The sequence below is a fragment of the Actinoplanes philippinensis genome, from assembly GCF_900113015.1.
Lineage (GTDB): Bacteria > Actinomycetota > Actinomycetes > Mycobacteriales > Micromonosporaceae > Actinoplanes > Actinoplanes philippinensis.
The window spans coordinates 322,344-335,323 of sequence record NZ_FONV01000010.1 but is presented as its reverse complement, the minus strand read 5'-3'; the positions used below and the strand labels follow the sequence as shown (position 1 = coordinate 335,323).

Genomic DNA, 12,980 nt, shown 5'->3' with positions numbered 1-12,980 from the left:
ACATCAAGAAAGCACTTAGGAAAGGTTGCCTCACATGGCGAAGCTCAGCACCGAAGACCTGCTCGACGCGTTCAAGGAGATGACGCTGATCGAGCTGTCCGAGTTCGTGAAGCAGTTCGAAGAGGTCTTCGACGTCAAGGCTGCCGCCCCGGTCGCCGTCGCGGGCCCGGCGCAGGCCGGCCCGGCCGCCGAGGCCGAGGCTGAGAAGGACTCCTTCGACGTTGTTCTCGAGGGCGACGGTGGCAAGAAGATCCAGGTCATCAAGGTCGTGCGTGAGCTGACCGGCCTGGGCCTGAAGGAGGCCAAGGACGCCGTCGAGTCCGCCCCCAAGGCGATCCTCGAGGGTGTCAACAAGGAGAAGGCCGAGGCCGCCAAGGCCAAGCTCGAGGGCGAGGGCGCGAAGGTCACCCTCAAGTGATCTAACGCTCCACAGCGTTCTGCTTCGATGGCGGGGGTCCGTAACGGATCCCCGCCATTGTCGTTCCCACTGATGTTCGGGCAGCTCAGAGGCGCCCCGATGACGGGCGGTCAACCGGTACCGCAAAGACCGCCAAACCTCGCAAATCTTGCGTTTATGTCCGTTTGGTGTGTCGGGCGGATGACCGTGGCCGTCCGACCCGCGGCACAGCCCTTGACTGTGTGTCGGCGGGCAGGCACGCTGACATCAGCAAGTTTCCGCGCTTGCGACAGCCGCCCTATGGGTAACGGGGGTTTACTACCGATACCCGTCGGACCGGCACCAGAGGAGACAGCCGCGTTTCTTGAGCGGCCCCGTCACGGCACTGACCGCGGATGCGCAGGTCAGCAGCGATGGGGACACGTTCCGCAGGCAACCTCGGGTGTGGGGCTGGACAGCGGTTAGCCGAGCGGCTACACTGCTAGTTTGCGCTGCCTTCTGCCTTGCCTTCGACTGAGATATCCATGTGGATAACTCTCTTGGGGGCTCATTGGAGTGCACGCAGACCAGTTGCACCAGCAACTCAGCCGCATAGCAGCACCGGTCCTCGGAAGGACGCATCTTGGCAGCTTCCCGCCCTGCGAAGACCAGCCGTACGTCGAGCGCTTACGCACCCCGCCGGGTCTCTTTCGGCCGGATCACCGAGCAGCTAGAGGTCCCCAACCTCCTCGCCCTCCAGACGGAGTCGTTCGACTGGCTGGTCGGCAACGAGGCTTGGCAGGCCCGGACGACGGACGACCCGCACGCCCACTCGGGCCTCGCAGAGATCCTCGAAGAGATCAGTCCCATTGAGGACTTCTCCGGCACCATGTCGCTGTCCTTCTCATCTCCGCGCTTCGACGAGGTCAAGGCCTCGATCGAGGAGTGCAAGGAGAAGGACCTGACCTACTGTGCCCCGCTGTTCGTGACCGCGGAGTTCACCAACAACACCACTGGCGAGATCAAGAGCCAGACCGTGTTCATGGGTGACTTCCCGATGATGACCCCCAAGGGGACGTTCGTCATCAACGGCACCGAGCGGGTCGTGGTGAGTCAGCTCGTCCGTTCGCCGGGCGTGTACTTCACCAAGGAGCCGGACAAGACCTCCGACCGCGACCTCACCAGCGTCAAGGTCATCCCGAGCCGGGGTGCCTGGCTGGAGTTCGACATCGACAAGCGCGACACGGTCGGCGTCCGCATCGACCGCAAGCGCCGGCAGGCCGTCACCGTCCTGCTGAAGGCGATCGGTTGGTCCGCCGACCAGATCCGTGAGCGGTTCGGCTGGTCCGAGCTGCTCATGACGACGCTGGAGAAGGACCACATCGCCGGGCAGGACGAGGCCCTGCTCGACATCTACCGCAAGCTCCGTCCTGGCGAGCCGCCGACGCGTGAGAACGCGCAGACCCTGCTCGACAACCTCTTCTTCAACCCGAAGAGGTACGACGTCGCCAAGGTCGGCCGCTACAAGTTCAACAAGAAGCTCGAGATCGACGTCCCGATCGTCCGGGGCACGCTCTCCGAGGAAGACATCGTCAAGACCGTCGAGTACCTCTGCCGGCTGCACGCCGGTGAGGACGGTTACGAAGCGGACGACATCGACCACTTCGGCAACCGGCGTCTGCGTACGGTCGGCGAGCTCATCCAGAACCAGGTCCGCGTCGGCCTGTCCCGGATGGAGCGCGTCGTCCGCGAGCGGATGACGACCCAGGACGTCGAGGCGATCACCCCGCAGACCCTGATCAACATCCGGCCCGTCGTGGCCGCGATCAAGGAGTTCTTCGGCACCTCGCAGCTGTCGCAGTTCATGGACCAGACCAACCCGCTCGCGGGTCTGACCCACCGTCGCCGTCTGTCGGCGCTGGGTCCCGGTGGTCTGAGCCGCGAGCGGGCCGGCTTCGAGGTTCGCGACGTGCACCCGTCCCACTACGGCCGGATGTGCCCGATCGAGACGCCTGAGGGCCCGAACATCGGTCTGATCGGCGCGCTCTCGACGTTCGCGCGGGTCAACCCGTTCGGCTTCATCGAGACGCCGTACCGGAAGGTCGACAACGGCGTCGTCAGCGACGAGGTGCACTACCTCACCGCTGACGAGGAGGACCGTTTCATCAAGGCCCAGGCGAACGCCGTGCTCTCCAGCGACGGCACCTTCGCCGAGGACCGCGTCCTGGTCCGCCGTAAGGGCGGTGAGGTCGACTACGTGCCCGGCACCGAGGTCGACTACATGGACGTCTCGCCGCGACAGATGACCTCGGTCGCGACCGCGATGATCCCCTTCCTCGAGCACGACGACGCCAACCGTGCCCTCATGGGCGCGAACATGCAGCGTCAGGCCGTGCCGCTGGTGAAGGCCGAGTCGCCGCTCGTCGGCACCGGTATGGAGTACCGCGCCGCGGTCGACGCCGGTGACGTGGTCGTCGCCGAGGTCGGCGGCGTGGTCGAGGACCTGTGCGCCGACTACGTGACGGTGCACCAGGACGACGGCCACCGGCGTACCTACCTGCTGCACAAGTTCCGTCGGTCGAACGCCGGCTCCTGCGTCAACCAGAAGCCGATCGTGTTCGAGGGCGACCGCGTCGAGGCCGGTCAGGTCATCGCCGACGGTCCCTGCACCGACGAGGGCGAGATGGCGCTCGGGCGCAACCTGCTCGTCGCCTTCATGTGCTGGGAGGGCCACAACTACGAGGACGCGATCATCCTGTCGCAGCGCCTCGTCCAGCAGGACGTCCTCACCTCGATCCACATCGAGGAGCACGAGGTCGACGCCCGCGACACCAAGCTCGGCCCGGAAGAGATCACCCGCGACATCCCGAACGTCAGCGAAGAGATGCTGGCCGACCTGGACGAGCGCGGCATCATCCGGATCGGCGCCGAGGTCGTCCCCGGCGACATCCTGGTCGGCAAGGTCACGCCCAAGGGCGAGACCGAGCTGACCCCGGAGGAGCGCCTGCTCCGCGCCATCTTCGGTGAGAAGGCCCGGGAGGTCCGGGACACCTCGCTGAAGGTTCCGCACGGCGAGACCGGCACCGTCATCGGTGTCCGGACGTTCTCCCGCGAGGACGGCGACGAGCTGCCCCCCGGCGTGAACGAGCTGGTCCGGGTCTACGTCGCCCAGAAGCGGAAGATCCAGGACGGTGACAAGCTCGCCGGCCGCCACGGCAACAAGGGCGTCATCTCCAAGATCCTGCCGGTCGAGGACATGCCGTTCCTCGAGGACGGCACCCCGGTCGACATCGTGCTCAACCCGCTGGGTGTGCCCTCGCGTATGAACATCGGCCAGGTTCTGGAGACCCACCTCGGGTGGATCGCCAAGACCGGCTGGTCGGTCGAGGGTGAGGACGAGGACTGGAAGCGCCAGCTCCGCTCGATCGAGGCGCACGAGTCCCCCGCTGACAGCAACGTCGCGACCCCGGTCTTCGACGGTGCCCAGGAGGAGGAGATCAAGGGTCTGCTCGAGTCGACCCTGGTCAACCGTGACGGCAAGCGGCTGGTCAACGGCGACGGCAAGGCGCAGCTGTTCGATGGCCGCTCCGGTGAGCCGCTGCCGGACCCGATCTCGGTCGGTTACGTCTACATCCTCAAGCTGAACCACCTGGTCGACGACAAGATCCACGCTCGGTCGACCGGCCCGTACTCGATGATCACGCAGCAGCCGCTGGGTGGTAAGGCGCAGTTCGGTGGCCAGCGGTTCGGCGAGATGGAGTGCTGGGCCATGCAGGCCTACGGGGCGGCGTACGCCCTGCAGGAGCTGCTCACCATCAAGTCCGACGACGTCCTCGGCCGAGTGAAGGTCTACGAGGCCATCGTCAAGGGCGAGAACATCCCGGAGCCGGGAATCCCGGAGTCGTTCAAGGTGCTTCTCAAGGAGCTCCAGTCGCTGTGCCTGAACGTCGAGGTGCTGTCCAGCGACGGTGTGGCGCTCGAGATGCGTGAGACCGACGACGAGGTCTTCCGGGCCGCGGAGGAACTCGGTATCGACCTGTCGCGTCGCCCGAACGAGGGCGTCAGCAGCGTCGAGGAGATCTGACGGAAGGCGGCCCCGGCTCCTATGAGCCCGGGGCCGCCACCCGCCGGCCTTGAATTCACCCGAGCAACGAAACACGAGGGATAGTCCAAGTGCTCGACGTCAACTTCTTCGACGAGTTGCGCATCGGCCTTGCTACCGCTGACGACATCCGGCAGTGGTCGCACGGCGAGGTCAAGAAGCCCGAGACGATCAACTACCGCACCCTCAAGCCCGAGAAGGACGGACTCTTCTGCGAGAAGATCTTCGGTCCGCAGCGGGACTGGGAGTGCTACTGCGGCAAGTACAAGCGGGTCCGGTTCAAGGGCATCATCTGTGAGCGCTGCGGCGTCGAGGTGACCCGTTCCAAGGTCCGTCGTGAGCGCATGGGTCACATCGAGCTGGCCGCGTCGGTGACCCACATCTGGTACTTCAAGGGTGTCCCGAGCCGGCTCGGCTACCTGCTGGACCTGGCTCCCAAGGACCTCGAGAAGATCATCTACTTCGCCTCGTACGTGGTCACGAGCGTGGACGCCGAGGCGCGTCACCGCGACATGTCCACCATCGAGAACGAGATCTTCGCCGAGAAGCGCCAGTCCGAGAACGGCCGTGACTCGGAGATCGAGAAGCGGGCCGCGAAGCTGGAGCAGGACCTCGCCGAGCTCGAGGCCGAGGGTGCCAAGGCCGACGTGCGCCGCAAGGTCAAGGAAGCCGGCGAGCGCGAGATGCGCCAGATCCGGGACAAGGCCCAGCGCGAGATCGACCGCCTCGACGAGGTGCTCGACACCTTCCGCAAGCTCGACTCCAAGCAGCTGGTCACCGACGAGCTGCTCTACCGCGAGCTGCGCGACCGCTTCGGTGAGTACTTCACCGGTGGCATGGGCGCCGAGGCCATCAAGGCCCTGCTCGAGAACATGGACCTGGACGCCGAGGCGGAGAACCTCCGGGAGATCATCCGCACCGGCAAGGGCCAGCGGAAGATCCGGGCGCTCAAGCGGCTCAAGGTCGTCGCGGCGTTCCTGAACACCCGCAACTCGCCGCTCGGCATGGTCCTGGACTGCGTCCCGGTCATCCCGCCGGACCTGCGCCCGATGGTGCAGCTCGACGGTGGCCGTTTCGCGACCTCCGACCTGAACGACCTGTACCGCCGGGTCATCAACCGGAACAACCGCCTCAAGCGACTGATCGACCTCGGCGCGCCCGAGATCATCGTCAACAACGAGAAGCGGATGCTCCAGGAGGCCGTCGACGCGCTGTTCGACAACGGCCGTCGTGGCCGGCCGGTCACCGGTCCGGGCAACCGTCCGCTGAAGTCGCTCTCCGACATGCTCAAGGGCAAGCAGGGCCGGTTCCGTCAGAACCTGCTCGGCAAGCGGGTCGACTACTCCGGTCGTTCCGTCATCGTCGTCGGCCCCCGGCTCAAGCTGCACCAGTGCGGCCTGCCGAAGCAGATGGCGCTGGAGCTGTTCAAGCCGTTCGTGATGAAGCGCCTGGTCGACCTGAACCACGCGCAGAACATCAAGTCGGCCAAGCGGATGGTCGAGCGTCAGCGCCCGGTCGTGTGGGACGTCCTCGAAGAGGTCATCTCCGAGCACCCGGTTCTGCTGAACCGTGCTCCGACCCTGCACCGCCTCGGCATCCAGGCCTTCGAGCCGCAGCTGGTCGAGGGCAAGGCCATCCAGATCCACCCGCTCGTCTGCACCGCGTTCAACGCGGACTTCGACGGTGACCAGATGGCGGTCCACGTGCCGCTGTCGGCCGAGGCGCAGGCCGAGGCCCGGATCCTGATGCTGTCGTCGAACAACATCCTCAAGCCGGCCGACGGCAAGCCGGTCACCATGCCCACCCAGGACATGGTCATCGGTCTGTACCACCTGACCCACCTGACGCCCGGTGCGAAGGGTGAGGGCCGGGTGTTCAGCTCGGACGCCGAGGCGCGGATGGCGTACGACGCCGGCGAACTGCACCTGCAGGCGCCGGTGAAGATCCGGCTCCGTGAGGTCGTCGGTGTCGACAACGGCGCCAAGGGCTGCACGTGGGAGGCTCCGGAGGACTGGGTCGAGGGTGACCCGATCCTGGTGGAGACCACCCTGGGCCGCGTGATCTTCAACGAGACGCTCCCGCCGGGGTACCGGTACGTCAACTACGAGATCCGCAAGGGTCAGCTGTCGGCGATCGTCAACGACCTCGCCGAGCGCTTCCCCAAGGTCGCCCTGGCCGCGACCCTGGACGCGCTCAAGGAGGCCGGCTTCCACTGGGCCACCTGGTCCGGTGTGACGATCGGCATGGGCGACGTCATCGGCCCTCCGCGCAAGCCGGAGATCCTGCAGCGCTACCAGGGCGAGGCCGACCAGATCGACAAGCAGTACCAGCGCGGTCTGATCACCTCCGAGGAGCGCCGTAGCGAGCTCATCGACATCTGGACCAAGGCGACCAACGAGATCTCCAAGGAGATGGAGACCGCGCTGCCGCAGGAGAACCCGCTCTGGGTCATGATCAACTCCGGCGCCCGCGGTAACCTCCTCCAGCTCCGGCAGATCGCCGCGATCCGTGGTCTGGTGGCCAACCCCAAGGGCGAGATCATCCCGCGCCCGATCACCTCGTCGTACCGCGAGGGCCTGACCGTTCTGGAGTACTTCATCTCCACGCACGGTGCCCGTAAGGGTCTGGCCGACACCGCGCTGCGTACCGCCGACTCGGGTTACCTGACCCGTCGTCTGGTGGACGTCTCGCAGGACGTGATCATCCGCGAGGAGGACTGCGGCACCGAGCGCGCGATCCCGATGCAGGTGGGCGAGCGCGAGGCGGACGGCAAGCTGGTCGTCCACGTGCACGCCGAGACCGGTGTGCACGCCCGGACGCTGGCCGACGACATCAGCGACCAGAACGGCAACCTCGTGGTGCCGCGCGGCGCCGACCTCAACTCGATCCTGGTCGACCAGCTGGTCGCCGCCGGTGTCGAGACGGTCCGGGTCCGCAGCGTGCTCACCTGTGAGTCGAAGCTGGGTGTCTGTGCCGCCTGCTACGGCCGCTCGCTGCCGACCGGCAAGTCGGTCGACATCGGCGAGGCCGTCGGCATCATCGCGGCCCAGTCCATCGGTGAGCCGGGCACGCAGCTGACGATGCGTACCTTCCACACCGGTGGTGTCGCGGGTGAGGACATCACCCAGGGTCTGCCGCGTGTGCAGGAGATCTTCGAGGCCCGTGTGCCGAAGGGCAAGGCGCCCATCGCCGACACCCCCGGCCGCATCCGCATCGAGGACGGCGAGCGCTCGCGGAAGATCATCGTGGTGCCGGACGACGGCAGCGACGAGATCGTCTACGACAAGATCTCGAAGCGCGTGAAGCTGCGCGCCCACGACGGCTCGCACGTCAACGTCGGCGAGAAGCTCACCGAGGGCACCATCGACCCGCACGAGCTGCTGCGCATCATGGGCCCGCGCGCGGTCCAGGTCCACCTGACCAGTGAGGTCCAGGAGGTCTACCGCTCGCAGGGTGTGCTCATCCACGACAAGCACATCGAGATCATCATCCGCCAGATGCTCAAGCGGGTGACGGTCATCGACTCCGGCGCGACCGAGTTCCTGCCGGGCGTGCTGGTCGACCGGGCGCTCTTCGAGTCGGAGAACCGCCGGCTCGTGGGCGAGGGCGGCGAGCCCGCCGCCGGTCGTCCGGTGCTGATGGGTATCACCAAGGCGTCGCTGGCGACCGACTCCTGGCTCTCGGCGGCCTCCTTCCAGGAGACCACCCGGGTGCTCACCGACGCTGCGATCAACTCGCGCAGCGACTCGCTGGTGGGCCTCAAGGAGAACGTCATCATCGGTAAGCTCATCCCGGCCGGTACCGGTATCTCCAAGTACCGCAACATCCGGGTCGAGCCGACCGAGGAGGCCAAGGCCAAGGTGTACTCGATGACCGGGTACCCGGAGACCGACTACGGCTTCGGGCCGGCCAGCGGGCAGGCTGTGCCGCTGGACGACTTCGACTTCGGGTCGTACCGCTAAGGGTTTCTCCACATGGGGCGGTCGCGCACGGCGCGGCCGCCCCATGGGCGTTCCTAAGATGGTCTGGTGACTCTTCCCGTCGTCCCCACCCGCCACCCGATGGACCCGGAGCCGGTGCCGGCGACGAAGGCGCGGGCCGTCTTCGCCCTCGGTCTGGTGGGTCTGCTCACCGGCCCGCTCGTGGGTGGGGTGATCCCGGCCACCCTGGCGCTCCTGCTGGCCCGCCAGACAGCCCGTCAGGCCTTTGCGGCGGGCGGTTATCTGACCGGCTCGGCGTGGATCCGCCGGGGGCGGCGCCTGGCCTGGGGCGGGCTGGTGCTGGCGCTCACCGCGCTGGTGGTGCTGCTGATCGCCGGTCTGCTGCACCTGGCCGCGGCGCCCGGCGCGCAGGACTTCGCGCCCGGCACCAACTGACACAGCCGCCATGGCCACACAGGGTGGGCTGCAGCGCGGCCCGTACGGGTGACATGCTTTCGATATGACGCAACCGCCCGGCCCGCCGTACCAGCCGTCGTTCGGCCCGCCGCCGACGCCGTACAGTGCGCCGCCCTCGCCGTATGCGTCGCCCTACGCCTATGTGCCGCCTCCGCCGCCCACGGCGTCCTGGCAGCCCGAGCGGGTCGATCAGGTGACCGGCACCGGGTTCGGCCTGGTGCACCTCCAGGTGGCCCCGCTGACCTCGGGTGCGGCGATCGGGTCGCTGGTGGCCGGCATCGGTGCGATCCTGGTCTCGCTCGCGGTGTTCTGCTTCGGGCTGTCCGGGGCCGAGGAGGGCTGGGGTGGCTGGGCGGCCGGCGCCTTCGTGCTGCTGAGCGTGATGGCGTGTGCGGGCGCGGTGTCTCTCGGGGTGTTCGGCCGCCGGCAGATCCGCCGGTCGCCGGAGCCGGGCCGGATCCGGTTCACCGGGCGGGGGCTGAGCACGGCCGGGATCGTGTGCGGCATCACCGGCGCCGCGCTGTCGTTGGTGGCGCTCGGTCTGGGGCTGGCGTTGCAGTTGTCATGAGCGCTCCACGCCCCTGTGACAGTGCGCCTTGCAGCGCACGGAGCGCAGATCCGGCACCGCGGAGATGGTACGTAGGAGTACCCGGTACACTGGTATACGGAGATGTCCATCGTGGGAGCCTGGGCTCATTTTGACCTGGGTGCGCAGGGTGGGTAGTCTTTCCCCTCGTGCCCGGGCTCGCCCGGGCAACTCGTGCGTGCACCCGTTTCGGAACGTGCGACGGGTTACAGCACCACGACGGGCAGGGTCGGCGAAGGCCCTGTTCACACAGACAACATCCGGAGCGCGTGAACCTTTCACGCGCGACGGGACCGTGAGCCGGACGACACGCCCGACCGCGGGTGCGGGACACTCCCCACCGGGGAGGGTTCGGCACACAGAGGCAGAAATACACGGTGCGGCCGTATTACAGGAAGCGGCCGAAGGGAGCGGAGAAACCCGGTGCCCACGATCCAGCAGCTGGTCCGCAAGGGCCGCCAGGCGAAGACGAGCAAGACGAAGACGCCGGCGCTGAAGGGAAGTCCTCAGCGGCGCGGCGTGTGCACGCGCGTGTACACCACTACCCCCAAGAAGCCGAACTCTGCGCTGCGCAAGGTCGCTCGTGTGAAGCTCAGCAGCCAGATCGAGGTGACGGCGTACATCCCGGGCGTCGGCCACAACCTGCAGGAGCACTCGATCGTGCTCGTGCGTGGTGGTCGTGTGAAGGACCTTCCGGGCGTCCGCTACAAGATCGTTCGTGGTTCGCTGGACACCCAGGGCGTCCGCAACCGCAAGCAGGCCCGCAGCCGTTACGGCGCGAAGAAGGAGAAGAGCTGACATGCCGCGTAAGGGACCCGCTCCGCGCCACCCTGTGGTCGCTGACCCGGTGTACAACTCCCCGCTGGTAACGCAGCTGGTCAACAAGATCCTGATCGGCGGCAAGCGTCAGCTCGCCGAGCGCATCGTGTACGGAGCCCTCGAGGGCGCCCGCGAGAAGAGCGGCACCGACCCCGTGGTGATCCTCAAGCGCGCCATGGACAACGTCAAGCCGACCCTCGAGGTCCGCAGCCGCCGTGTCGGTGGCGCGACCTACCAGGTTCCGGTCGAGGTCCGTACCCCGCGTCAGACCACTCTCGGCCTGCGCTGGCTGGTCCAGTACTCCAAGGCCCGCCGCGAGAAGACCATGATCGAGCGCCTCCAGAACGAGCTGCTCGACGCCAGCAACGGCCTCGGCGCCGCTGTCAAGCGTCGCGAGGACACCCACAAGATGGCGGAGTCCAACAAGGCCTTCGCGCACTACCGCTGGTAAGACCCTGCTGAGGCCCGGCACACCGCCGGGCCATGGCAGTCGTACCGGTCCACGAGACGACGACGAAGAAAAGTAGGGATGGAAGTGGCCGCCGCAGACGCGCTCGCCAAGGTACGCAACATCGGCATCATGGCGCACATCGACGCTGGTAAGACCACGACGACCGAGCGAATCCTGTTCTACACCGGCATCACGTACAAGATCGGTGAGGTCCACGAGGGCGCCGCCGTCATGGACTGGATGGAGCAGGAGCAGGAGCGCGGTATCACCATCACTTCCGCCGCCACCAAGTGCGAGTGGAAGGGTCACACGATCCAGATCATCGACACGCCCGGCCACGTCGACTTCACGGTCGAGGTCGAGCGGTCGCTGCGCGTGCTCGACGGCGCGGTGGCGGTCTACGACGGCGTCGCCGGCGTGGAGCCCCAGACCGAGAACGTCTGGCGTCAGGCGGACAAGTACAACGTCCCCCGGATGTGCTTCGTCAACAAGCTGGACCGGACCGGCGCGGACTTCTTCCGCTGCGTGCAGATGATGATCGACCGGCTCAACGCGACGCCGCTCGTCCTGCAGATCCCGATCGGGCTCGAGGGCGACCACATCGGTGTCGTCGACCTGATCGAGAACCGTGCGCTCACCTGGCGTGGGGAAACCCAGAAGGGTGAGGACTACGCCATCGAGGAGATCCCGGCCGACCTCGTCGACCAGGCCGCCGAGTGGCGCGAGAAGCTGATCGAGACCCTCGCGGACGTCGACGACGCCGTGATGGAGAAGTACCTCGAGGGCGAGGAGGTCTCCGTCGAGGAGATCAAGGCCGCCATCCGGCGCGCCACGATCGCCAGCAAGGCCAACCCGGTGCTCTGCGGCTCGGCGTTCAAGAACAAGGGTGTGCAGCCGATGCTGGACGCCGTTGTCGACTACCTGCCGTCGCCGCTGGACATCCCGGCCATCGAGGGCACCGCGACCGACGGCGAGACGCCGATGCAGCGGAAGCCGTCGAACGACGAGCCCTTCTCGGCGCTGGCCTTCAAGATCCAGACCGACAAGCACCTCGGCAAGCTGACCTACGTCCGGGTCTACTCCGGCACGCTCGAGACCGGCACCCAGGTGGTCAACTCCACCAAGGACCGCAAGGAGCGGATCGGCAAGATCTACCAGATGCACGCCAACAAGCGTGAGGAGCGCAACACCGCGCAGGCCGGCGACATCATCGCCGTCCAGGGTCTGAAGCAGACCACCACCGGTGACACGCTCTGCGACCCGGCCAAGCCGGTCATCCTGGAGTCGATGACCTTCCCGGAGCCGGTCATCCAGGTCGCCATCGAGCCGAAGACCAAGTCGGACCAGGAGAAGCTGGGCACCGCGATCCAGCGCCTCGCCGAGGAGGACCCGACCTTCCGGGTCTTCAACGACGAGGAGACCGGTCAGACCATCATCGCCGGCATGGGCGAGCTGCACCTCGACATCCTCGTCGACCGCATGCGGCGCGAGTTCAACGTCGAGGCGAACATCGGTAAGCCGCAGGTGGCGTACCGCGAGACGATCCGCGGCACCGTGGAGAAGCTCGACTACGTCCACAAGAAGCAGACCGGTGGCTCGGGTCAGTACGCGAAGGTCATCGTCAAGGTCGAGCCCCTGGGCCTCGAGGCCGACGGCCCGACCTACGAGTTCGTCAACGCCGTCACCGGTGGCCGTATCCCCAAGGAGTTCATCCCCTCGGTGGACGCGGGCGCGCAGGACTCCCTGCAGTACGGCGTGCTCGCCGGCTACCCGCTGGTGGGTGTCAAATTCACGCTGCTGGACGGTCAGTACCACGAGGTCGACTCGTCCGAGATGGCGTTCAAGATCGCCGGCTCGATGGCGATGAAGGAAGCGGCTCGCAAGGCTGACCCCGCTCTCCTCGAGCCGATGATGGCCGTCGAGGTCACCACCCCTGAGGACAACATGGGTGACGTCATCGGCGACCTCAACTCCCGGCGTGGCATGATCCAGTCGATGGAGGAGCGCCACGGCGCTCGCGTCGTCAAGGCTCTGGTCCCGCTCTCGGAGATGTTCGGCTACGTCGGCGACCTCCGGTCGAAGACTGCGGGCCGGGCGAGCTACAGCATGCTGTTCGACTCCTACGCCGAGGTTCCCGCGAACGTGGCTAAGGAGATCATCGCTAAGGCCACCGGCGCCTGACGCGTTGAGGCACGTGCGGTCCGTCGAGGACCGCACGTGCACTGGCAGTCGACAGAGTCCTGAGCGCC

The 12,980-nt window shown here is 66.9% G+C and carries 8 protein-coding genes; all 8 read left to right on the top strand.

Translation table 11 applies throughout. The features are described 5' to 3' along the window. Positions 1 to 34: 34 nt before the first annotated feature. The 8 genes from rplL to fusA all read left to right on the top strand — a co-directional run bounded on the left by rplL (position 35) and on the right by fusA (position 12,912). The gene (gene rplL / locus BM290_RS27465) at positions 35 to 418 is read left to right on the top strand and encodes a 50S ribosomal protein L7/L12 (protein ID WP_093618766.1); all 384 of its coding nucleotides are present in this window, start codon (positions 35 to 37) and stop codon (positions 416 to 418) included. A 601-nt stretch (positions 419 to 1,019) separates the two neighbouring features. Next, positions 1,020 to 4,460: a DNA-directed RNA polymerase subunit beta gene (gene rpoB / locus BM290_RS27460; protein WP_093618765.1), complete on the top strand. Its 3,441-nt coding sequence runs from the start codon at positions 1,020 to 1,022 to the stop codon at positions 4,458 to 4,460. Between the two features lie 89 nt (positions 4,461 to 4,549). After that, positions 4,550 to 8,440 (top strand): DNA-directed RNA polymerase subunit beta', encoded by a 3,891-nt coding sequence (locus BM290_RS27455; RefSeq protein WP_093618764.1) that lies wholly within the window; start codon positions 4,550 to 4,552, stop codon positions 8,438 to 8,440. A gap of 99 nt (positions 8,441 to 8,539) precedes the next feature. After that, positions 8,540 to 8,854 (top strand): hypothetical protein, encoded by a 315-nt coding sequence (locus tag BM290_RS27450; RefSeq protein WP_093618763.1) that lies wholly within the window; start codon positions 8,540 to 8,542, stop codon positions 8,852 to 8,854. Between the two features lie 64 nt (positions 8,855 to 8,918). Further along, positions 8,919 to 9,443 carry a hypothetical protein gene (locus BM290_RS27445; RefSeq protein ID WP_177319924.1) on the top strand — a complete coding sequence of 175 codons (525 nt, stop codon included), beginning with the start codon at positions 8,919 to 8,921 and terminating at the stop codon, positions 9,441 to 9,443. A 441-nt stretch (positions 9,444 to 9,884) separates the two neighbouring features. Continuing rightward, entirely contained in the window at positions 9,885 to 10,259 is a 375-nt protein-coding gene (rpsL, locus tag BM290_RS27440; RefSeq protein ID WP_014440718.1) for a 30S ribosomal protein S12, read from the top strand. A 1-nt stretch (position 10,260) separates the two neighbouring features. Further along, positions 10,261 to 10,731, top strand: coding sequence for a 30S ribosomal protein S7 (rpsG, locus tag BM290_RS27435; RefSeq protein WP_043531103.1), 471 nt, complete (start codon positions 10,261 to 10,263; stop codon positions 10,729 to 10,731). Positions 10,732 to 10,815: 84 nt separating this feature from the next. Further along, a complete protein-coding gene (gene fusA / locus BM290_RS27430) occupies positions 10,816 to 12,912 on the top strand; it encodes an elongation factor G (protein WP_093618927.1) in 2,097 nt (698 codons plus the stop codon). Positions 12,913 to 12,980: the final 68 nt, after the last annotated feature.